The following is a 20,707-nucleotide window of genomic DNA, read 5'->3' as shown; positions in this document are numbered from 1 at the left end:
CCGCCGACGCCGCGGGGGTGGGCCGGTCTCCGGTCCACCCCCGCGGCGTGAGCGAGGTCAGAGCTGTCCGACGTCGGTGATCCGGACCACCGCGGCGCCCGCCTCGTCGGAGGCGGCGAGGTCGATCTCGGCGCTGATTCCCCAGTCGTGGTCGCCCTCCGGGTCGTCCAGGATCTGGCGTACGGTCCACTTCTCCCGGCCCTGCTCGATCATCAGCAGCGCCGGGCCGCGCGCGTCCGGCCCCACCCCGATCGAGTCGTACGCCTCGAAGTACGGCTCCAGCGCGTCCGCCCACGCGTCCGCGTGCCAGCCCTGCTCGGCGTCCAGCTCCCCGAGCAGGTCCCAGCGGCGCAGGGCGGCCAGCTCGACCCGGCGGAACAGCGCGTTGCGCACCAGCACCCGGAACGCCCGGGCGTTGCGGGTGACCGCCGGCGGCCGGTCGTCCAGCGAGGCGGCCACCTCCGCGACGTCGGACGGGTTGCGCAGCCGCTCCCACTCGTCGATCAGGCTGGAGTCGACCTGGCGGACCAGCTCGCCCAGCCACTCGATGAGGTCGACCAGCTCCTCGGTCTTCGCGTCCTCGGGGACGGTCTGCCGCAGCGTCTTGTACGCGTCCGCGAGGTAGCGCAGCACCAGGCCCTCGGAGCGGGACAGCCCGTAGAACTGGACGTACTCGGGGAACGTCATGGCCCGCTCGTACATGTCCCGGACCACCGACTTGGGGGAGAGCTGGTGGTCGGCGACCCAGGGGTGGCCCTGCCGGTACATCTCGTACGCCGAGTCCAGCAGTTCGGCGAGGGGCTTCGGCCAGGTCACCTCGTCGAGGAGCTCCAGGCGGGCCTCGTACTCGATGCCCTCGGCCTTCATGGCGGCGACCGCCTCGCCGCGGGCCTTGAACTGCTGCGCGGAGAGCACCTGGCGCGGGTCGTCCAGGATCGACTCGATGACGCTGAGCACGTCCAGCGCGTACGACGGGGACTCCCGGTCGAGCAGCTCGATGGTGGCCAGGGCGAGCGGGGAGAGCGGCTGGTTGAGCGCGAAGTCGAGCTGGAGGTCCACGGTGAGCCGCACCCGGCGGCCCTGCTCGTCCGGCTCGGGCAGCTCCTCGACCACGCCGCCGGCGCGCAGCGCCCGGTAGATGGCGATGGCCCGGCGGATGTGCCGGCGCTGGGCGGCCCGGTCCTCGTGGTTGTCGGTGAGCAGGTGCCGCATCGAGGCGAACGCGTCGCCGGGGCGGCCGATGACGTTGAGCAGCATCGAGTGGCTGACCTGGAAGCTGGAGGTCAGCGGCTCCGGCTCGGCCTCGACGAGGCGCTGGAAGGTCGGCTCGCCCCAGCCGATCGCACCCTCCGGCGGCTTCTTCTTCACCACCTTGCGGCGCTTCTTCGGGTCGTCGCCCGCCTTGGCCAGGGCCTTCTCGTTCTCGATGACGTGCTCGGGGGCCTGCACCACGACCCGGCCGAGGGTGTCGAAGCCGGCCCGCCCGGCCCGGCCGGCGATCTGGTGGAACTCGCGGGCCTTGAGCAGCCGGGTGCGGGTGCCGTCGTACTTCGACAGGCCGGTGAAGAGCACGGTGCGGATCGGCACGTTGATGCCGACGCCGAGGGTGTCGGTGCCGCAGATGACCTTGAGCAGCCCGGCCTGGGCCAGGGTCTCCACGAGGCGGCGGTACTTGGGCAGCATGCCGGCGTGGTGCACGCCGATGCCGTGCCGGACCAGCCGGGACAGCGTCTTGCCGAAGCCCGAGGTGAACCGGAAGTTCCCGATCGCCTGGGCGATCATGTCCTTCTCGGCGCGGGTGCAGACGTTCACGCTCATGAGCGCCTGGGCGCGCTCCAGCGCGGCGGCCTGGGTGAAGTGCACGACGTAGACCGGGGCCTGCTTGGTCGCCAGCAGCTCCTCCAGGGTCTCGTGCAGCGGCGTCATCGCGTACGAGAAGAGGAGCGGGACCGGCCGCTCGGCCGAGCGGACGACGGCGGTCGGCCGCCCGGTGCGCCGGGTCAGGTCGTCGACGAAGCGGGTGGTGTCACCGAGCGTGGCGGACATCAGGACGAACTGCGCCTGCGGCAGCTCGATGATCGGCACCTGCCAGGCCCAGCCCCGGTCCGGCTCGGCGTAGAAGTGGAACTCATCCATGATCACCTGGCCGACGTCGGCCCGGGCGCCCTCACGCAGCGCCAGGTTGGCCAGGATCTCCGCCGTGCAGCAGATGATCGGGGCGTCGGCGTTGACGCTGGCGTCGCCGGTGAGCATGCCGACGTTCTCCGCGCCGAAGACCTCGCAGAGGGCGAAGAACTTCTCCGAGACCAGCGCCTTGATCGGCGCGGTGTAGAAGGTGGTCCGGTCGTCGGCCAGCGCCGCGAAGTGCGCGGCGATCGCCACCAGGCTCTTGCCCGAGCCGGTCGGCGTATTCATGATCACGTTCGCGCCGGAGACGATCTCGATGACCGCCTCCTCCTGGTGGGGGTAGAGGTCGAGGCCGCGCTCGGACGCCCAGCCGGCGAACGCGTCGTAGAGGGTGTCGGGGTCGGCGCTCTTCGGCAGCGCGGCGGTGAGAGTCATGGCGGCTCCCATCGTGCCTGGATCATGGGTCGCCGCGCCAACCGGGTTCAGGCCCGCCGGTGGATCAGGTCGAAGATCTCCCGCCCGGCGGTCAGCGCCCGGCGCTCGAACTTGGTCACCGGCCGGTGCGCCGGGCGGGGTGCGTAACCGCCGTGCACGTCGACCAGCCCCGGGTCGGCGGCCAGCGTCTCCCGCATGGCCTCGGCGTACTCGGCCCAGTCGGTGGCGCAGTGCAGCGTCCCGCCGGGGGCCAGCCGGGAACGCAGCAGCGCCACGTGCGCCGGCTGGATGATCCGCCGCTTGTGGTGGCGGGCCTTCGGCCACGGGTCCGGGAAGAAGACGTGCACCGCGTCCAGGCACCCCTCGGGCATGGCCCGGACCAGGTCCAGCGCGTCGCCCTTGGCCACCCGTACGTTGCCCAGACCGTGCCGTTCGACCAGTTCGAGCAGGTTGGCAATTCCGGGCGTGTGCACCTCAACCGCCAGATAGTGTCGGTCCGGGTCGGCGGCCGCCATCGCCGCGGTGGCGTCGCCCATGCCGGAGCCGATCTCCAGCACCAGCGGCGCCCGCCGTCCGAACAGCGCCGCCGGATCGCACGGCCCGTCCAGGTCGTCGATCTCCAGGCCGTACGCGGGCCAGAGCCGGACCAGCGCGTCGCGCTGCCGGTCGCTCATCCGCCCGCGACGCGGGTGGAAGGTGCGGATACGGGCGGCGTGGGCCGGCGGCGCGGCGCTGAAGTCGGTGGAGGTCACAGCGACCCGAGCGTACGCGACCGCTGGAGCGGATCGGATGTGATGTGCGGCCCGGGGTGAGAGGATTCATCCCAGTACGGCAGGACGGGTGGCCCCGCCGCCCGTCACCGCCGACGCGGGGCCGGGAGGGGGCATGGTGTCAGTCACGGGACGTGCGGCGCTGCTGGTCGCGGCCGCCGCGTGCACCGCCCCGCTGGTCGGCGCGGTGCCCGCCCAGGCCGGCCCGCGTGCGGCGCTGGCACCCGGTGCCGCCTCGATGGTCGCCGCCGAGCCGGCGCCCGGGCAGCCCGGGACGCAGCCGTCGCCCGCCGACGTGATCTTCGTGGAGGTCACCCCGAGCACCGTCGAGCCCGGCTTCCTGGTCGGCATCCGGGCGAGCTGCCGGGACAACTCCGTGCCGGCGACCGTGGTCTCCGACGCGTTCGGCCGGATCCAGGTGCAGCCGCAGCGCGGTCTGCTCACCGCCTCACCGATGGTCCGCGAACGCACCCGCCCCGGCAACTACCGGGTCAAGCTGGAGTGCCCCGGCGGGCAGACCGCGTCCACCATGCTCCAGGTGGTCAAGCGGGTGCAGCCCAGTCGCGGGCCGGCGACCGGCTTCGGCGGCACCGCCGGCGGCAGTGGGCTCGGCGGCCTGCTGGTGCCGGTCGGGCTCGGCCTGACCGTGGTCGGCGCGGTGGTCGGCGTGGCCGCGTCGCGCCGGCAGCCCCGTACCCTCCGTGGCGCCGCCCGGCGCTGAGCCCCGCCATGGCCGCGAACCCCACCCCCCAGCCCACCGCCCGTGCGCCCCGGGCCCGCGCCCGCAGCCCGTGGTCGACCCCGCTCGCCGTGCTGCTGGTGCTGGTCGGGGTCTTCGCCACCGGTGCCGGCCTGGGCCGGACCGCCGGGCCCTTCGACTGGGCCGACGCGGCGACCGGGTCGAACCGGCACAGCGCCGAGCCGACCCGGGCGCGGGACCCGGCCAGCCTCCCGGTCCGCCTCGCCGTGCCGGCCATCAAGGTCACCGCCCCGGTCACCCCGGTCGGCCAGGCGCGGGACGGCTCGATCGACGTCCCGCCGCTGACCCAGCACCACCAGACCGGCTGGTACAACCGCGGGTCGGTGCCCGGCGAGCCGGGCCGGGCGGTCATCGTCGGGCACGTGGACACCAAGAGCGGGCCGGCGGTCTTCTACCGGCTGCACGACCTGAAGCCCGGGGACCGGATCGAGGTGACCCGGGAGGACCGCAGCGTGGTCACCTTCAAGGTCGACACCGTCGAGTACTTCGACAAGGCCAACCTCCCCGCCGACCGGGTCTACGGCGACTCCGGCCCGGCGGAGCTGCGGCTCATCACCTGCGGCGGTGAGTGGGTCGGCGGCCACACCGGCTACCAGGACAACGTGATCGCCTTCGCCTCACTCCTCGACACCCGCAACCCCTGACGCTGCGGTCCGCTCGGCGCTCGGTTCTCGGCGGGCCTGCGCCGCATCCTCGTGCTGCTCCGGATCTTGGACAGTTACCGTTCAGAGCTAACGGCAACTGTCCAAGATCCGGAGGGCGGTGCAGCCAGGGCGGTCCCTGCGACGACGGGATCAGTCCGCCGGCCCGGTCGCGGCGCGACTCTCGCGCCGGCGGGCTACTCCGATTCCGTGACGAAGACGCCCTGGCCCTGCTGTCCGTAGATGAGATTGCGCGCGTGCAGTTCCTTCACGGCGCGGTAGGCCGTCGACCTGGCGACGTTGTAGATCTCGCCGATCTCCGACACGGACGGCAGTTGTTGCCCGGGCGCGTATTCGCCAGCACGGATCTTGGCCTCGATGTCGTCGGCGACGCGTCGGTAGTGCGGTGGTCTGGTCGGCATGATCGGCTCTCCTGGACTTCAGCGGAGATCATGTTTCCAGCCCGCACCTGACCGGGACAAGGCGACAGCGCGGCGAAGTCGAGACAGTGAGAACTTGACTACAGTGAGACAGTAAATACAGTGAGACAGTGGGTCGGATGCTCCTGGACTTCAGCAATCCGGGGTTTCCGGTCCCCTCGCCCCGGGCGCACGGCCCAACGGACTCCGCCCGGGGCGGGGACCCTCGCTCACTCGCGGAAGGCGTCGACCATGCCGATGGATGACGGCGACATCACGCCCGCCGACGAGCTGTTCGCGATGATGCGGATCATCGACACGCACTGGACCCGGGCGCTCGACCAGCCCTGGCGGGCCGGCGGCTGCCTGGAGCGCCGCGACCGGGACACCTGCCCGCAGCTCGACTGGGCGCTCAAGCTCATGGCCGAGGTCGCCTCGACCATGTTCCAGAAGTAGGAGGCGGTCAGCCCTTGCCGGGGACGTGCTGGACGACCTCGAACTCCAGCAGCGTGGCGCCCGTGGCGACCGGCTTGCGCGGCTCGCCGCCCTCGCCGCCGGCGTGCGCGGCCCGGGACGGCCCCTGCGCCCATGCCTGGTACGCCTCTTCGGTCTCCCAGCGGGTGTAGACGAAGTAGCGGCTCTCCCCGGCGACCGGGCGGAGCAGCTCGAAGCCGAGGAAGCCGGGGGAGTTCTCCACCGCGCCGGCCCGAGCCGCGAACCGCTTCTCCAGCTCCTCGCCGGCGCCGGGCGGGACGTCGATCGCGTTGATCTTCACGACTGCCATGGCTCCACCCTAGCGAGCCGGGTCAGAACGTCTCGACGGTCGGCACCAGGTCGGCGTCGACCACGATCGGGGCGTGGTCGGAGGGGCCCTTGCCCTTGCGCGCCTCCCGGTCCACGTACGCCGAGGTGACCGCGCGGGCGAACGGCGCGGAGGCGTAGACCAGGTCGATCCGCATGCCCTTGTTCTGGTGGAACATGCCGGCCCGGTAGTCCCAGTAGGTGTAGGGGTGCGGGCCCTTCATGGGGGTGGGCACCACGTCGTCGAGCCCGAGGTCCCGCAGCGCGGCCAGGGCGGCGCGCTCGGCGGGGGTGACGTGGGTGGAGGTGACGAAGAGCGCCGGGTCCCAGACGTCGGCGTCGGTCGGGGCGACGTTGAAGTCCCCGCAGACCGCGAGCGGCAGCCCGCCCGCCAGCTCCGGCTCCAGGGCGTCGCGCAGCGCCGCGAACCAGGCCAGCTTGTACGCGTAGTGGGGGTCGTCGGGGGAGCGGCCGTTCGGCACGTACACCGACCAGACCCGCAGGCCGGCACAGGTGGCCGAGATGGCCCGCGCCTCCGGCTCGGGGAAGCCCGGTTCGCCGGGGAAGCCGACCGCCACGTCGGCCAGCCCCACCCGGGACAGGATGGCGACCCCGTTCCACCGGCCGTCGCTGTGGCTGGCCGCCTCGTAGCCCAGCTCGCCCACCTCGGCGACCGGGAACGCCCCGTCGGGGCACTTGGTCTCCTGCAGGCAGACGACGTCGGGCTTCGTGGTGGCCAGCCAGTCGAGCAGCCGGGGGAGGCGGGCCTTCACCGAGTTGACGTTCCAGGTCGCCAGGCGCATGTCTCCAGCCTGCCGCATCGGCGGCCAGCCCGCCGGGTCACCCCCGCGGGGTGTCGGTGTCTCCGGGTCGGGTCTGCTCGGCGAGGAACCGTTCCAGCTCGGCGCCGAGTTCGTCGGCGGTGGGCAGTGGACCGGTCTCCTGGGCGAGCAGGTTCTTCTCCCCGCGGCCCCGGGCGAACGCGTCGTACTGCTCCTCCAGGGCCTGGACCAGGGTGGCCGCCTCCTCGGTCTGCGCGACCTGGCGGTCGATCTCCACCCGCACCACCTCGGCGGCGGCGCCCAGGCCGTCGCGCGGCAGCAGCAGCCCGGTGCTGCGGGACACGGCGGAGAGCAGCGCGTCGGCGGCGGCCGGGTACTCGGTCTGGGCGACGTAGTGCGGCACGTGCGCGGCGAAGCCGAGGGCGTCGCGGCCCTGCTCGCCAAGGCGGTACTCCAGCAGGTGGCCGACGCTGGCCGGCACCTGGACCTTCTGGAGCCAGGGCTCGTATCCGGAGATCAGCTCGTGCCGGGTGGCGTGTGCGGTGACGCCGCTGGGCCGAGTGTGCGGGACGGCCATCGGGATCGAGTTGAGCCCGACGGTGAGCCGCACGTCGAGGCGCTCGGAGAGCGCGGCCACCGCGGCCACGAAGCGTTCCCACTGAAGGTCCGGCTCGGGGCCGGTGAGCAGCAGGAACGGGGTCTCGTCGTCGTCGTGGAGCAGGTGCAGTTCCAGCGCCGGGGCGTCGTAGTCGGCCCAGTGGTCCTCGACGAAGGTCATCACCGGCCGGCGGGAGCGGTAGTCGAAGAGCTGGTCGACGTCGAAGCGGGCGATCGGCCGCGCCTCCAGGGAGGTGAGCAGCTGCTCCCGGGCCAGCCGGGTGGCGTTGCCGGCGTCGACGAAGCCGGTGAGCGCCTGGATCAGCACCGGTTGGCCGAGGTCGGGCAGATCGTCGCTGAGTTCGTAGAGCTCGTGTGGGTCGAGCACCGGTTCGGACCTTCCTGTCGACGCGTACGGGCGGACCGTGCGCGCACGGCCTCCCGGTTCGGCCAACGTACCGGCCACCGTGGTCCATTCCGTTACGGGCCGAACGATGATCACAGTTCGGTGTCGGTGACGGGATCGTTCCCCCTGACGGGCCAGGTCCGGTTCGGCCGAAAGGACGAGTTAGCCGATCACTGGGTGCGGCCGGGAGGGCTGCGAGGTTCCTGCCCGGGGCGGCGCGACCCGGGGTGGACCGGAGGTTTTCCCGGGTCGCGAGGTCCGTCGCCCGCCGCCCCGGGGCGCCAGTGAATGTCCGGTTCGGGGAGCACGAAGTGTGGCGAGGGTCACCCTTTGGGCCTGGGTGATCCCGGTTTGCCCTGCCTAGCCTCGTCGAATGCGTGACGACGGCACCCTCGACGACCAGTACGGCCCCGGCGGTTCGGCTGACCGTTCGGACGATACCCCCTCGACCGTTCAGTCGACCGCTTCTCCCGAGGCTTCCACTCCCCGTGGTTCCCTGCGTACCCGCTTCAACGCCTTCCTGAACCCCCTGGCCGCCCGGCCCGGCCGCACGAAGATGGCCGTGGCCACCGGCGCGGTCTGCTGCCTCGGCCTGGTGGGTGGCTTCAGCCAGATCGGCGCCCGCGCGGCCGACGACACCCCGAGCCCCGCCGCGTCGGCCGAGGTCGCCCAGCGGGCCGAAGTCGACGCCGCCTCCCGCGGCCTGACCCGCGAGAGCACCGCCCCGGCGGCCACCCCGAGCGCCAGCCCGTCGGCCACCCCCTCGGCGACCGCGAAGCCCAAGCCGAAGGCGAAGCCGAAGCCGCGCCGGATCGTCCCGGTCGCCGGCCTGGACCAGACCCAGATGAACAACGCCAAGAAGATCGTGCAGGCCGGCCGGGAGATGGGCGTGCCCCGTCGCGGCCTGGTCATCGCGGTGGCCACCGCCATGCAGGAGAGCACCCTGCTGAACTACGCCAGCGGCGTGCTGCCCGAGTCGCAGAGCTACCCGCACCAGGCCATCGGCTGGGACCACGACTCGGTCGGCCTGTTCCAGCAGCGGCCGAGCAGCGGCTGGGGCACCGTCGAGGAGCTGATGGACCCGGAGTACGCCACCAAGGCGTTCCTCACCGCCCTTGAGGAGATCCCCGGCTGGCAGGACCTGCCCCTCACCGTCGCCGCCCAGGCCGTCCAGGTCTCCGCGTTCCCCGACGCGTACGCCCAGCACGAGTGGCGCGCCAACGCGGTGGTCAAGGAGATCCTGGGCTGATCCGGGCCGGGGGTTGCCGGAGGGCCGGCCCGGGTACCAGGGACTTGCCGGTCCCGGGTACACATGAGGGAGGACCGCGGACAGGAGGACGTCATGTCACTGGTGCAACGGCTCAGCGCCTTCCTGCGGTCGCCCCGCGGTCAGCAGCTGGTCGACCGCGGCCGGCGCGAGCTGGCCAAGCCGGAGAACCAGGCGAAGCTCAAGCAGCTCGCCAGCCGGCTGTCGTCCCGCCGCCGCTGACCGCTCCGCCCCCGCAGTACCGACCCCCGGGAGCCCCCTCGTGACCGACCCCGCCCCCGTCGACGGCGAGTCCACCGTTCCCCCGAAGCCGGCCGCGCCGGTCGATGCGCCCGAGGCGCCACCGGCGAAGCTCTGGGACCGGATGCGGGACGACCCGCAGTACGCCCCGGAGCACCTGGCCCTGGAGGCGGTGCGCCGGCTCGGGCCGGAGGCGGCGCAGTGGGCCGACCGGGAGCGGGCGCAGCGACCCGACGTCCCCGCCGAGGAGCTGGCCGAGCAGGCGGTGCGCAAGTTCGTCAACCACGCCCGGCTCTCCGGCGCGGTCTCCGGGGCGGCCGGGCTGCCCGGCGCGGTCATCGACGTGGGCGTGCTGGCCTGGACCCAGGCCCGGCTGGTGCTGCACGTGGCGGCCGCGTACGGCGTCGACCCGGTCCACCCGGACCGGGCCACCGACCTGCTGGTGCTCCAGCGGGTGCACAAGGTTGCCGAGAGCGCCCGGCTCGCCCTCGGGGTGGCCGCCGGCCGGGAGCGGGCCGGCGCGCTGTTCGGCATGGGCGGCGAGCGCCCGCTGGGCCGGGTGATGCTCCAGCTCGGCGTCCGGCTGGCCCGGATGGCCGGGGTACGCGCGGCCAAGCGGATGTTCGCCAAGGTGATCCCCGGCGCCGCGATCATCCTCGGCACCTGGGCCAACTCGTCGGCCACCAAGGACCTCGCCGACCGGGCCCGCGCCCTCTACCGGGGCGGCCCCCGGCAGTTGCCCGGCCCGCGCCGGCCCTGACGGCCGACCCGGCCCACCCGGGCGGCGTGCGGGTCAGTCGGCCCAGCCGGCCGCGTCCCAGGTGACGTCGGCGAGCCGGTCCTGGCCGGCGGCGTTCGGGTGGAACCAGTCCAGCGCGTTCACCTCGTCCAGGCTGAACCGGGTCCGGTGCACCGCACCGCCGTCCCACCGGCAGCGGGACCCGTACGCCCGGCAGGCGGCCCGCAGTTGCCCGTCGTAGGCGTCGATCCGCTCGCGGAACCGGGCCCGCCGGGCCACCGCGGCCGGCGCGGTCGACGTGGCGTCGGCCAGCAGCGCCGGGCAGATGCCGTGCGACCAGGCCCGCACCGCGCGGGACTCGGTGTGGCCGATCTCCCAGAGCCGGTACAGGTCGGGCAGGCTGACCATCAGCACCCGCGCCTTCGGCCGGCCCTTGCGCAGCACCGCCAGGGCCGCGTCGACCTGCTTGCGGAAGGTGGCCACCGGGGTCATGTCGGCGATGTCGTTCCGGCAGGCGTCGTTCGCCCCGATCAGCATGGTGACCAGGTCGGCCTTGTCGCGTACGGCAGCCCGGGCCTGGTCGGTGAGGCCGGCCGCGCGGGCGCCCGGGGCGGCCCGGTTGTAGGCCCGGAGCGTCGGGTTGTCCTCGCGCAGCCGCCGGTAGAGGCTGTGCACCCGGATGCCGTCGCCGCTGGACCAGGAGTTGCGTTCACAGCTCACCAGCACCAGGCAGGAGCCGAAGCCGGTGGTGACCGAGTCGCCCAGCGCGGTGAGCACCTTCGGCGCGCCGGCCGGCGCGGAGCCCGACGGGCGGGGCGACGCCGAGCCCTCGCCGTCGCAGGCGAGCGCGACCAGCGCCGCGAGGCAGGCCAGCGCGGCGATCCAACGTCGAGGCATACCGTCCCCCGTCCGGCGGCATGAAGCGGCGCGTCGACCCTATGCGCCTCGGCCGTCCGGACGGGGACTCTGTCGCCTTTCCGGCATCGACAACCGTCGTTCACATGAGCGTGTTACGACCGGTTCGTGAACCGGTGTCAGCGCCGCCAGGGCGCGGGCTGGCCGTGCAGCCACCAGTGCAGCGCCCGGGTGATCCGGGGCAGCACCAGATAGGTCATCAGCGGGGTCAGGCAGAGCGTCATGAGCAGCGTCCGCGCCGCCAGCGGCACGTCGGCGATGAACCGGGCGGTGAGCAGGGTGGCGGTGAGGCTGAGCGGGAAGAACGCCAGCCAGATGGTGACCGCCTGCTTCCAGCGCGGCGGGGCGGCCGGCACGGCCGGCTCGGCGTCGCCGCCCGGGAACGTCTCGACCACGTGGTCCACCGGGGCGTCGAACCAGCCCTCGATGCCGGTGCGGCGCTCGGTCCGGGTGTGCTCGACGATGCCCTGCGCCGAGGTCAGCCACCAGTGCCGCTGCGGGGAGTCCTCCCAGTCGCGCAGCGTGTCCTGGTTCGCGAAGCGGTACATCACGTGCCACTCGGGGGAGCCGGGCGCGCTGCGGACGAACCCGGCGCCCAGGAAGCCGGGAAAGCTCTCGGCCAGCGCCGTACCGGCCCGGATCCACGCCACCATCTCGTCGGTGCGCGCCGGGTCGGCGCGCCGCGAGACGGCGACCGTCACCGGCACCGCGTGCGTCGTGGTCATGCCCGTCCTCTCCGCCGCCGCCGGGATCTCCACCGGTCCCGGCAGACCGGTGTAACGCACCCCGCGGTCGGGCGCATCCGGGGAGTACCCGCTTGGTGTCCGGGATCACCGGCCGTGCCGCCGGGCGCCCGGGGGGAACCGGTTAGCCCCGGCCGTGCCGGGGTAGCCCGGAGGAATGACGCGATCACAGCCCCGCCGTGCCCGCGGCACGGTCGGCCACGCGTACAGCGCGCTGAACCTGCGGCTCGCCCTCGCCCTCTTCGGCCTGGTCGTCATGACCGTCCTCGCGGTGTTCGCGTTCGCCGCCGACGTGACCTGGCTGGGTGTCGTCTGTGCGATCCTCGCCGTGGTGGCCGTGGTCGACCTGGTCGTGATCCAGCGCCGCCGCGCCGCGCGCCACCGCGAGGAGCCGGGCGTGCGGCACTCGCTGTTCGAGTGACAGGAGTACGACATGCCCATCGCCACCACCAATCCCGTCACCGGACAGGTGCTCAAGACGTACGACCCGATGTCGGACGAGCAGGTCGACGCGGCCATCGAGCGGGCCGACCTGGCCTTCCGGCAGCTGCACGGGACCACGATCGCCGAGCGGGGCCGGTGGATGATCGCCGCGGCCGACCTGCTGGAGGCCGAGCGGGACGAGACCGCCCGGCTGATGACCACCGAGATGGGCAAGACGTACGCGGCCGCGAAGGCCGAGGTCACCAAGTGCGCCACGGCCTGCCGCTTCTACGCCGCCAACGCCGCGAAGATGCTGGCCGACGAGCCCGCCGACGCCGCCGCGGTCAAGGCGAAGCGGGCGTACGTGCGGCACCAGCCGATCGGCCCGGTGCTCGCCGTGATGCCGTGGAACTTCCCGCTCTGGCAGGTGATGCGGTTCGCCGCGCCGGCCCTGATGGCCGGCAACACCGGGCTGCTCAAGCACGCCTCCAACGTCCCGCAGACCGCCCTCTACATGGAGGAGCTGTTCCGCCGGGCCGGCTTCCCGGAGGGCGCGTTCACCACCCTGCTGGTCGGCTCCGACAAGGTGGACCGGATCCTGAGCGACCCCCGGGTCCGGGCGGCCACGCTGACCGGCAGCGAGGGCGCGGGCCGCTCGATTGCCCAGATCGCAGGCCGGGAACTCAAGAAGACCGTGCTGGAGCTGGGCGGCAGCGACCCGTTCGTGGTGATGCCCTCGGCCGACCTGGACAAGGCGGCCGAGGTGGCCACCACGGCCCGGTGCCAGAACAACGGCCAGTCCTGCATCGCCGCCAAGCGGTTCATCGTGCACACCGACGTCTTCGACGCCTTCGCCGAGAAGTTCGCGGCCCGGATGTCGGCACTGCGGGTCGGCGACCCGATGGACGAGAACACCGACGTCGGCCCGCTGGCCAGCGAGGGCGGGCGCGACGAGATCCACGCCCAGGTGCGGGACGCCGTCGACAACGGCGCCACCGTGCTGTGCGGCGGCGAGAAGCCGTCCGGCGACGGCTGGTACTACCCGCCGACCGTGGTCACCGACCTGCGGCCGGGGATGCGGATGTGGTCCGAGGAGGTGTTCGGGCCGGTCGCCGGGCTCTACCGGGTCGGCTCCTACGAGGAGGCGATCGAGGTGGCCAACGGCACCAACTTCGGCCTCGGCTCCAACGCCTGGACCACCGACCCCGCCGAGCAGGAGCGCTTCGCCGTCGACCTGGACGCCGGCAACGTCTTCATCAACGGCATGACCACGTCCTATCCGGAGCTGCCCTTCGGCGGGGTGAAGAACTCCGGGTACGGGCGCGAGCTGTCCGCCGTGGGCATGCGGGAGTTCTGCAACACCAAGACCGTCTGGGTCGGCGAGGGGGAGGCCGGCGCCGGCGCCGGCGCGCACTCGGAGTAGTCGCGATTGGCCGGACGCCGTCATGGGTAGGAGGTGCGCCCATGACGGTGTTCGGCTTCCACGCGTCCCACGAGCAGATCCACCCGGCCCGGCTGCTGGCGGCGGTGACCCACGCCGAACGCGCCGGCTTCGACGCCGCCATGTCGTCGGACCACTTCTCGCCGTGGAGCGCCCGGCAGGGCCACTCCGGCTTCGCCTGGTCCTGGCTCGGCGCCGCGCTCCAGGCCACCAACCTGCCGTTCGGCGTGGTCAACGCGCCCGGCCAGCGCTACCACCCGGCCATCATCGCGCAGGCCATCGGCACCCTGGCCGCCATGTACCCGGGCCGGTTCTGGGCCGCGCTCGGCACCGGCGAGGCGAGCAACGAGCACATCACCGGCACCGGGTGGCCCCGCAAGGACGTCCGCGCCGCCCGCCTGCGCGAGTGCGTCGACGTGATCCGGGCGCTCCTCGCCGGCGAGGAGGTCACCCACGACGGGCTGGTCACCGTGGACCGGGCGAAGCTGTGGACCCGGCCCGAGCAGCCGCCCGCGCTGATCGGCGCGGCGGTCAGCGTGGAGACCGCCCGCTGGTGCGCCGAGTGGGCCGACGGCCTCATCACCGTCAACGCCCCGGTCGAGCACCTGCGGCGGATGATCGACGCCTACCGGGACGCCGGCGGGCGCGGACCGCTGCACCTCCAGGTGCACGTGAGCTGGGCCCCCGAGCAGGCCGAGGCCGAGGCCATCGCGTACGACCAGTGGCGCAGCAACGTCTTCGCCCCGCCGGTCTGCTGGGACCTGGAGCTGACCGACCACTTCGACGTGGTCAGCGAGGACGTGCCCATGGAGCGGGTCACCTCGGTGGTCAACGTCTCCGCCGACCTGGGCCGGCACGTCGGCTGGCTGGAGGAGTACGTCGCGCTGGGCTTCGACCAGATCGCCCTGCACCACGTCGGGCAGGAGCAGCGCGCCTTCATCGACACGTTCGGGGCCGAGGTGCTGCCGAAACTCCGTACCACCCGGGGCTGATCAGTCGAGGCAGAACTCGTTGCCCTCCGGGTCGGCCATGATGAGGTGACCGGCGCCGAGCGGGGGAGTCGGCTCGTGGCGCTGCAGCCGGGTGGCGCCGTGCGAGACGAGCCGCTCGGCCTCCGCCTCCAGGGCCGCCATCCGCGCGTCGCCGGAGAGCCCCGGGGCGGCCCGCACGTCGAGGTGCACGCGGTTCTTGGCCTGCTTGCCCTCCGGTACCCGCTGGAAGAACAGCCGCGGCCCGGTGCCGGCGGGGTCGACCACCGCGGAGGCGTCGTTGCGCCGCTCGGGCGGCACGCCCATCGCGTCCAGGGCCTGCTCCCACGACTCGAAGCCCCCGGGCGGGTCCTGGAGCCGGTAGCCGAGGGTGGTGGCCCAGAAGGCCGCCAGGGCGGCCGGGTCGGCGCAGTCGAAGGTGATCTGTACGGTCCGCGTCTGTTCGGTCATGGCCACAGTCTGCCCGGGATCGCGGACAGGATCGTTCCGCGATCTGTGGAAGCATGTGGGCGTGACCGTCGAGGCGACGACCGAGCGGGTGCTGCGGTTGCTGGCGCTGCTGCAGCGGCGGCCGTCCTGGACCGCCGCCGAACTCGCCGCCGAGCTGGGCGTCACCGACCGTTCGGTGCGCCGCGACGTGGAGCGGTTGCGCGCGGTCGGCTACCCCGTGCACGCGACGTCCGGCGTCGGCGGCGGCTACCAGCTCGGCGCGGGCACCCGGCTGCCGCCGCTGCTCCTCGACGACGAGGAGGCGATCGCCACGGCGGTCTCCCTGCGGCTGGCCTCGGGGGGCACGGTCGCCGGTGCCGGCGAGGCGGCGCTGCGGGCGCTCGCGAAGCTCGACCAGGTGATGCCGGCCCGGCTGCGCGCCGAGGTGCGCGCGGTACACGGCGCCACCGAGACACTCGTCGGCCCCGGGGTCGAAATCGACGCGGAGCTGCTGGTGACGCTCGCCCGGGCCTGTCGCGACCTCGTGCGGGTGCGGTTCCGATACCCCGGCCGCGACGGCGGGGAGCGCGAGCGGACGGTCGAGCCGGTGCGGATGGTCACCACCGGCCGCCGCTGGTACCTGATGGCCCGGGACGTCGACCGCGACGACTGGCGCACCTTCCGGCTGGACCGGATGCGTGAGGTGGTGGCGACGACCTGGCGCTTCCGGGCGCGGGAGCATCCGGACCCGGTCGCCTACGTGCAGCGGTCCGTCACCGGGTCGCCGTACCGGTATCTCGCCCGGGTGCGGGTGCACGCGCCGGCCGAACGGGTCCGGGAGCTGGTGCCGCCCCAGGTGGGGCGCGTCGAGGACGACGGCGACGGGTGGTGCGTGCTCGCCGTCGGCGGGGACGGCCTGGACTGGCTCGCCGTGCAGGTGGCCCGGCTGGGCTTCGAGGCGCAGGTGCTGGAGCCTCCGGAGCTGCGGGAGGCCGTCGCCCTGCTCGCCCGCCGGCTCGCCACGATGGCCGGCACCGGCGCGACGCCCGGCAACACCTAGGCTCGTACCCCATGGAAGCTCTGATCGAGGTCGTGGTCTTTCTCGCGATCGCGACGTTCGGCGCGGCGCTGGCCCGGCGGCTCGGCCTGCTGGCGCCGATCCTGCTCGTCGTGCTCGGCCTCGGCCTGTCCTTCCTGCCCGGTCTCCCGCAGGTGCGCCTCGACCCGGAACTGGTGCTGGTGGGCATCCTGCCGCCGCTGCTCTACGTGGCGGCGCTGAAGACCTCCGTGCCCGCCTTCCGGCTCAACCTCCCGCCCATCCTGCTGCTCGCCGTCGGGCTGGTGATCTTCACCGCGTTCGTGGTGGGCACCGTCGTCCACCTGATCCTGCCCGACGTGCCGTACGCGATCTGCCTGGCCCTCGGCGCGGTGGTGGCGCCGCCGGACGCCGTCGCCGCCACGGCGGTGGCCCGCCGGGTGGGCCTGCCCCGGCGGATCGTGACCATCCTGGAGGGCGAGAGCCTGGTCAACGACGCCACCGCGCTGGTGCTGCTGCGGGTGGCGGTCGCCGCGGCCACCGCGGCCGGTGGGCACGTCGGGGCCGTCGAGGTGGCGCGCGAGGTGCTCGTCTCGGCCGGCGGCGGCGTCCTCGTGGGGCTGCTCGGCGTGGTGGTCTTCGGCCACCTGCACAAGCGCATCACCGACCCGGTGCTGGACAACGCGCTGTCGCTCATCGTGCCGTTCGCGGTGGTCTTCGCCGCCGAGGAGATCCACGCCTCCGGGGTGGTCGCCGTGGTGGTGACCGGGCTGGGCATCGGGCACAAGCAGCCGCTGCTGATGTCGGCCGCCTCCCGGCTCCAGGTGGGCGCGTTCTGGCGGCTCATCCAGTTCCTGCTGGAAGGGCTGGTCTTCCTGCTGGTCGGCCTGCAACTACGCGAGGTGCTGCGCGACCTGGACGAGCCGGCGGGCCGGCTGGTCGGGATCACCGTCGCGGTGCTGGCCGCCGTCGTGCTGACCCGGTTCGTCTGGCTCATCCCGGCCACCTACCTGGCCCGGCTGGTGCCGCGGGTCCGCCGCCGGGACGCGCCGCCCCCGGTGCAGGTCCCCCTCGTCATCGGCTGGGCCGGGATGCGCGGGGTGGTCACCCTCGCCGCCGCGCTCGCGCTGCCGCTCACCCTGGCCGACGGCCGGGAGTACCCGCGGCAGCTGTTCATCTGGCTGGCGTTCGCGGTGATCGTGGTGACGCTCGTGGCGCAGGGCGCCACCCTGCCGGCCGTGGCGCGGGCGGCGAAACTGCCGCCGGACGACCCGGTGCAGGACGCGCTCTCCGCCGCCGCCGTGCAGCAGCAGGCCAGCCGCGCCGCCCGGGACCGGCTGGAGGAACTCGCCGACGGGGCGCCCGAGGCGGTCGTGGAACGGCTGCGCGGGCTGGTGCAGAACCGCACCAACCTGGCCTGGGAACGGCTCGGGGGCACCGCGCGGGAGACCCCCTCGCAGGCGTACGGTCGGCTGCGCAAGGAGATGATCGACGCCGAGCGGGAGGTGTTCCGGGCCGCCCGCGACTCCGGGCGGATCCCGGAAGAGGTCCTGGTCAACGCCTACCGTGACCTGGACCTGGAAGAGTCGTTGCTGCGACAGGAGGCCGACGAGTGAGCTGCGCACACCTGACCGACGCGGGTGACGCCGACCCGAAGACCACGACCGAGTGCCCGGACTGCGTGGCCATCGGCAACGACTACTGGGTGCACCTGCGCGCCTGCCTGACCTGCGGGCACGTGGGCTGCTGCGACTCCTCGCCCTACCAGCACGCCACGAAGCACTTCGAGTCGACCGGGCACCCCGTGATGCGCTCGATCGAGCCCGGCGAGTCGTGGCGCTGGTGCTTCGTCGACGAGGAGATCGGCTGACCGGTCAGCCGAGGCGGCGCTCCAGCACCTGCCCCGGCCACGGCTCCCGGCCCTCCCGTTCCACCGTGAACGGGTCGGTGGCCGTGAAGCCGCAGCCCTCGTAGAACCGGACCAGCGCCCGGTCGTCCCCGCCGTAGCAGTCCACCCGGAGCAGCCCCAGGCCACGGTCGCGGGCCAGTTCCGCCGCGTACGCCAGCAGCCGCGCCCCGATCCCGTGACCCGCCCACGCCCGGTCGGTGACCAGCAGGTTGACGTACAGCTCCGGCTCGGTGGCCGGCGGCACGTACGCGGTGGCCGACCCCACCACGAGTGCGCCCACCGCGTCGTCGCCGGCCATCGCGAGGTACAGCCCGCCGCCGGTGGCCCACGCGTCGGCCTGGGCGATCCGGCGCGGGTCGGTCGACGCCGGCTCGGTTCCCCACTGGCCGGTCCGGCCGCGTGCCACGAGCCAGGCGGTGGCGCTGTCGAGCAGCCGCAGCACGGTGGCGGCGTCCGCCGGGCCGCCGGGGCGGATCGCGATGGTCTGCTGGTCCGTCATGCCGCCATGCTGCTACACCGGCGCGGCCGGACGATCGCCGGCCACCGGCCGGGCCGGCTCCCGGTTCGCGAGCGCCCACCGGGTCAGCGCCGGGGCGGCCAGGCCGACGCCGGCGAAGAGCGCGCCGAGCGCCAGCCAGCCCGGCACCCCGCCGTCGAGCACCAGCAGGGTGAGCAGGGCCGGACCGACCGCCCGGGCCAGTCCGGCGAGCAGGCCGTCGGCGCCCTGGTAGGCGCCGAGGGCGTCCGGCGGGGCCAGGTCGTAGGCGAGCCCCGCCCCGGCGGCGCCGTGCCACAGGTCGCCGAACGTCCAGACCGCCGTGGCGGCCAGCAGCAGCGCGACCGCCGGGACGGTGGGCAGGCCCGCGGTGGCCGCGTAGAGCGGCGTCGCCGCCGCCAGCACCAGGCCGGCCCGGCGCAGCTTCCGGGCGGCGGGAGCGGCGGTGTCCGCGCCCCGGCTCAGCCGGACCGCCAGCAGCACGGTGAGCACCGTGTTGGTCAGCAGCACCGCGGACACCACCGGCGGCGGCGCGCCGGCCCGGGTGACCGTCCACAGCGGCACCACGAGCGTGAGCACCGTCAGGTGCAGGGCCAGCACCGCCGACGCGCCACTCACGGCGAGGAACCGCCCGTCCCGCAGCGCCCGCGCCCGTCGCGGTCGGCCGGACGCGGGAGCGCGCGGCGCCGGCGGGTGGGCCGGCAGCCGCATGAGCAGCACCGCCGACAGCAGGTAGGTGGCCGCGTTCCCGACCACCAGCACCTGGTACGCCCGGTGGGTGTCCACGGCCAGCGCGAACCCGGCCAGCGCCGCGCCGGCCGCGATGCCCAGGTTCGCCACGGCGCGCAGGGTGGCGAAGGCGTGCACCCGGCCCCGGGGGCCGGCGACCGCGGCGACGAGCGCGGCGCGGACCGCCAGGTTGCCGGAGGCCAGCAGCGCTTCGAGGATCGCCACCGCGAGGAACACCGGCATCGAGCCGACCAGCAGGTACGCCGCCGCCGCGACCGCCTGGCCCAGCTGGATGGCGGCCCGGAGGGTACGCGGGTCGCGTCGGTCGGCCAGCGCGCCGAGGGGAACGCTGGCGGTCAGCCCGACCAGCCAGGCGACGGTGAGGCCGGCGCCGACCGCGGCGGGGGAGAGCCCGACGTCCCGGGTCAGGTAGAGGGCGCCGCAGGCGAGCCAGAGCCCGGAGCCCACCGTGTTGGCCAGGGTGGCCAGGGCGAGGGTGCGCAACGCGCCCGGCGGCGGGATCGGCGAGACCCGGCCCATCAGCGCCCGCTCACCCGCTCGACCCGCTGGCGCGTGGCGTCCGGCGGGGACGCCCCGGTGATGGTCATGTCCTCGACCCTAGGCACCGTCCCGCCGGCCGGGTGGGCCCGAACCGGGCGACCCCCGTCACACCGGCGCCTGCCGGGGAAATCCTCTCGCGGGCCCGGCGTCGCTCTGCCAGGGTCGGGCCGTGGAGCGCAGCAGGACCGCCCGGGTGGACGAGTTGACCGAGGTGCAGCGGATCGAGGTGGCCTCCGGCGCGCCGTTCCGGGAGATCGGCATGACCGACGTCGCCGACATGCCGCCACTGCCGCTGGACGCGCTGGCCGGCGCCCAGCGGGACGGCCGGCTCCGGGTCGCGGTCGACGCCGCGGACCGGCCCGTGGCCTTCGCCGTGGTCGACCTGGTCGACGGCTGCGCGCACGTGCAGCAGCTCAGCGTCGATCCCGGGTACGCCCGGCGGGGGATCGGCCGGAGCCTGCTCGACGACGTGGCCGGGTGGGCCGCCGGGGCGGGACTGCCCGCATTGACCCTGACCACGTTCCGCAGCGTGCCGTGGAACGGGCCGTACTACGCGCGTTGCGGGTTCCGGGAGCTGACCGGGGGTGAGGTGACCCCGGGGCTGGCCGGGCTGCTGGCCGCCGAGGCCGCGCTCGGGCTGGACCCGACCGACCGGATCGCCATGCGACGGCCGGTGGCCTGACGCCGGTTCGGCGGCGGGCGTCCACCGGGTTTCGGCGTCAGTGCGCGCCGCCGAGGTTGAGCACCACCACCCCGGCGATCACCAGGCCCGCGCCGGCCACCTTGGCGAGGCTCAGCGGTTCGCCGAGGAAGGCCGCCCCGATGGCCATGATGGCGGCGGTCCCGAGCCCGGACCAGACCGCGTACGCGACGCCGACCGGGATGTCCCTGACCGTCAGGGAGAGCAGCCCGAACGACGACAGGTACGCGACCGCGACGCCGAGCGTGGGCCAGAGCCGGGTGAAGCCGTCGGTCGCCTTGAGCAGGCTGGTGCCGATCACCTCGGCGGTGATCGCGCCGAGCAGGAAGAGGTAGGCCATGCCTCCATGATC

The 20,707-nt window shown here is 74.0% G+C and carries 25 protein-coding genes; 13 read left to right on the top strand and 12 right to left on the bottom strand.

All coding sequences use genetic code 11. The annotated features are described in order from the left end of the window. Window positions 1–57: 57 nt before the first annotated feature. Together IEY96_RS20070 and trmB are read right to left on the bottom strand one after the other, a co-directional pair. The gene (locus IEY96_RS20070) at window positions 58–2,562 is read right to left on the bottom strand and encodes a DEAD/DEAH box helicase (protein WP_189196344.1); all 2,505 of its coding nucleotides are present in this window, start codon (window positions 2,560–2,562) and stop codon (window positions 58–60) included. Between the two features lie 47 nt (window positions 2,563–2,609). Next, on the bottom strand, window positions 2,610–3,314 hold the full coding sequence (trmB, locus tag IEY96_RS20065) for a tRNA (guanosine(46)-N7)-methyltransferase TrmB (protein ID WP_189196343.1): 705 nt from the start codon (window positions 3,312–3,314) through the stop codon (window positions 2,610–2,612). Between the two features lie 133 nt (window positions 3,315–3,447). On the opposite strand from trmB, the gene IEY96_RS20060 reads away from it, so the two are divergent. Then, window positions 3,448–4,053 carry a hypothetical protein gene (locus IEY96_RS20060; protein ID WP_189196342.1) on the top strand — a complete coding sequence of 202 codons (606 nt, stop codon included), beginning with the start codon at window positions 3,448–3,450 and terminating at the stop codon, window positions 4,051–4,053. Between the two features lie 8 nt (window positions 4,054–4,061). Next, the gene (locus IEY96_RS20055) at window positions 4,062–4,736 is read left to right on the top strand and encodes a class F sortase (protein ID WP_189196341.1); all 675 of its coding nucleotides are present in this window, start codon (window positions 4,062–4,064) and stop codon (window positions 4,734–4,736) included. A gap of 194 nt (window positions 4,737–4,930) precedes the next feature. Here IEY96_RS20055 and IEY96_RS20050 read toward each other — a convergent pair whose 3' ends face one another. Beyond that, window positions 4,931–5,155, bottom strand: a complete 225-nt coding sequence (locus IEY96_RS20050; RefSeq protein ID WP_091310330.1) for a GntR family transcriptional regulator — start codon at window positions 5,153–5,155, stop codon at window positions 4,931–4,933. 249 nt (window positions 5,156–5,404) lie between these two features. Here IEY96_RS20050 and IEY96_RS20045 point away from each other — a divergent pair, with 249 nt between their 5' ends. Further along, entirely contained in the window at window positions 5,405–5,608 is a 204-nt protein-coding gene (locus IEY96_RS20045) for a hypothetical protein (RefSeq protein ID WP_189196340.1), read from the top strand. Between the two features lie 7 nt (window positions 5,609–5,615). Here IEY96_RS20045 and IEY96_RS20040 read toward each other — a convergent pair whose 3' ends face one another. The 3 genes from IEY96_RS20040 to IEY96_RS20030 are packed head-to-tail and all read right to left on the bottom strand — an operon-like array spanning window position 5,616 to window position 7,720. Further along, entirely contained in the window at window positions 5,616–5,936 is a 321-nt protein-coding gene (locus IEY96_RS20040; protein ID WP_107076513.1) for an antibiotic biosynthesis monooxygenase family protein, read from the bottom strand. 22 nt (window positions 5,937–5,958) lie between these two features. Continuing rightward, window positions 5,959–6,756 (bottom strand): exodeoxyribonuclease III, encoded by a 798-nt coding sequence (locus IEY96_RS20035; RefSeq protein ID WP_189196339.1) that lies wholly within the window; start codon window positions 6,754–6,756, stop codon window positions 5,959–5,961. Between the two features lie 37 nt (window positions 6,757–6,793). Beyond that, on the bottom strand, window positions 6,794–7,720 hold the full coding sequence (locus IEY96_RS20030; protein ID WP_189196338.1) for a proteasome assembly chaperone family protein: 927 nt from the start codon (window positions 7,718–7,720) through the stop codon (window positions 6,794–6,796). Between the two features lie 391 nt (window positions 7,721–8,111). Between IEY96_RS20030 and IEY96_RS20025 the strand changes: the two genes are divergently transcribed. The 3 genes from IEY96_RS20025 (at window position 8,112) to IEY96_RS20015 (ending at window position 10,005) form a co-directional block, all read left to right on the top strand. Next, window positions 8,112–8,987 carry a peptidase M23 gene (locus tag IEY96_RS20025; RefSeq protein ID WP_189196337.1) on the top strand — a complete coding sequence of 292 codons (876 nt, stop codon included), beginning with the start codon at window positions 8,112–8,114 and terminating at the stop codon, window positions 8,985–8,987. Window positions 8,988–9,080: 93 nt separating this feature from the next. Further along, the gene (locus tag IEY96_RS20020) at window positions 9,081–9,227 is read left to right on the top strand and encodes a hypothetical protein (RefSeq protein WP_189196336.1); all 147 of its coding nucleotides are present in this window, start codon (window positions 9,081–9,083) and stop codon (window positions 9,225–9,227) included. 40 nt (window positions 9,228–9,267) lie between these two features. Beyond that, window positions 9,268–10,005: an EcsC family protein gene (locus IEY96_RS20015; protein ID WP_189196335.1), complete on the top strand. Its 738-nt coding sequence runs from the start codon at window positions 9,268–9,270 to the stop codon at window positions 10,003–10,005. 33 nt (window positions 10,006–10,038) lie between these two features. On the opposite strand, the gene IEY96_RS20010 is transcribed toward IEY96_RS20015, so the two are convergent. After that, window positions 10,039–10,881, bottom strand: coding sequence for a GDSL-type esterase/lipase family protein (locus tag IEY96_RS20010; protein WP_189196334.1), 843 nt, complete (start codon window positions 10,879–10,881; stop codon window positions 10,039–10,041). A gap of 137 nt (window positions 10,882–11,018) precedes the next feature. Further along, window positions 11,019–11,624, bottom strand: a complete 606-nt coding sequence (locus IEY96_RS20005; protein WP_189196333.1) for an antibiotic biosynthesis monooxygenase — start codon at window positions 11,622–11,624, stop codon at window positions 11,019–11,021. Window positions 11,625–11,799: 175 nt separating this feature from the next. On the opposite strand from IEY96_RS20005, the gene IEY96_RS20000 reads away from it, so the two are divergent. The 3 genes from IEY96_RS20000 to IEY96_RS19990 are packed head-to-tail and all read left to right on the top strand — an operon-like array spanning window position 11,800 to window position 14,498. Then, the gene (locus IEY96_RS20000; RefSeq protein WP_189196332.1) at window positions 11,800–12,063 is read left to right on the top strand and encodes a DUF6343 family protein; all 264 of its coding nucleotides are present in this window, start codon (window positions 11,800–11,802) and stop codon (window positions 12,061–12,063) included. Between the two features lie 12 nt (window positions 12,064–12,075). Beyond that, window positions 12,076–13,488, top strand: coding sequence for an NADP-dependent succinic semialdehyde dehydrogenase (locus tag IEY96_RS19995; protein ID WP_189196331.1), 1,413 nt, complete (start codon window positions 12,076–12,078; stop codon window positions 13,486–13,488). A 41-nt stretch (window positions 13,489–13,529) separates the two neighbouring features. Beyond that, on the top strand, window positions 13,530–14,498 hold the full coding sequence (locus IEY96_RS19990) for a TIGR03885 family FMN-dependent LLM class oxidoreductase (protein ID WP_189196330.1): 969 nt from the start codon (window positions 13,530–13,532) through the stop codon (window positions 14,496–14,498). Here the strand turns inward: IEY96_RS19990 and IEY96_RS19985 are convergent, their stop codons facing one another. Further along, entirely contained in the window at window positions 14,499–14,945 is a 447-nt protein-coding gene (locus IEY96_RS19985; RefSeq protein ID WP_189196329.1) for a VOC family protein, read from the bottom strand. A 61-nt stretch (window positions 14,946–15,006) separates the two neighbouring features. Here IEY96_RS19985 and IEY96_RS19980 point away from each other — a divergent pair, with 61 nt between their 5' ends. Genes IEY96_RS19980 through IEY96_RS19970 form a run of 3 tightly spaced genes read left to right on the top strand, consistent with a single transcriptional unit; the run spans window position 15,007 to window position 17,830 of the window. After that, on the top strand, window positions 15,007–15,984 hold the full coding sequence (locus tag IEY96_RS19980) for a helix-turn-helix transcriptional regulator (protein ID WP_189196328.1): 978 nt from the start codon (window positions 15,007–15,009) through the stop codon (window positions 15,982–15,984). An 11-nt stretch (window positions 15,985–15,995) separates the two neighbouring features. After that, window positions 15,996–17,576 (top strand): Na+/H+ antiporter, encoded by a 1,581-nt coding sequence (locus IEY96_RS19975; protein ID WP_189196327.1) that lies wholly within the window; start codon window positions 15,996–15,998, stop codon window positions 17,574–17,576. Further along, entirely contained in the window at window positions 17,573–17,830 is a 258-nt protein-coding gene (locus tag IEY96_RS19970; protein ID WP_091310274.1) for a UBP-type zinc finger domain-containing protein, read from the top strand. The genes IEY96_RS19975 and IEY96_RS19970 overlap by 4 nt, the downstream gene beginning before the upstream one ends. 4 nt (window positions 17,831–17,834) lie before the next feature. Here the strand turns inward: IEY96_RS19970 and IEY96_RS19965 are convergent, their stop codons facing one another. Both IEY96_RS19965 and IEY96_RS19960 read right to left on the bottom strand, forming a co-directional pair. Next, the gene (locus tag IEY96_RS19965; RefSeq protein WP_189196326.1) at window positions 17,835–18,368 is read right to left on the bottom strand and encodes a GNAT family N-acetyltransferase; all 534 of its coding nucleotides are present in this window, start codon (window positions 18,366–18,368) and stop codon (window positions 17,835–17,837) included. A gap of 12 nt (window positions 18,369–18,380) precedes the next feature. Next, window positions 18,381–19,634, bottom strand: coding sequence for an MFS transporter (locus IEY96_RS19960; RefSeq protein WP_189196325.1), 1,254 nt, complete (start codon window positions 19,632–19,634; stop codon window positions 18,381–18,383). A 190-nt stretch (window positions 19,635–19,824) separates the two neighbouring features. Here IEY96_RS19960 and IEY96_RS19955 point away from each other — a divergent pair, with 190 nt between their 5' ends. Further along, window positions 19,825–20,337: a GNAT family N-acetyltransferase gene (locus IEY96_RS19955; RefSeq protein WP_229791727.1), complete on the top strand. Its 513-nt coding sequence runs from the start codon at window positions 19,825–19,827 to the stop codon at window positions 20,335–20,337. A gap of 37 nt (window positions 20,338–20,374) precedes the next feature. Here the strand turns inward: IEY96_RS19955 and IEY96_RS19950 are convergent, their stop codons facing one another. Beyond that, window positions 20,375–20,695 carry a DMT family transporter gene (locus IEY96_RS19950; RefSeq protein WP_148426857.1) on the bottom strand — a complete coding sequence of 107 codons (321 nt, stop codon included), beginning with the start codon at window positions 20,693–20,695 and terminating at the stop codon, window positions 20,375–20,377. Between the last annotated feature and the right edge of the window lie 12 nt (window positions 20,696–20,707).

This window comes from Micromonospora fulviviridis, from assembly GCF_014648395.1.
GTDB lineage: Bacteria > Actinomycetota > Actinomycetes > Mycobacteriales > Micromonosporaceae > Micromonospora > Micromonospora fulviviridis.
Note: the sequence above shows the minus strand (reverse complement) of the source record. Positions and strands in the feature narration are given on the sequence as shown.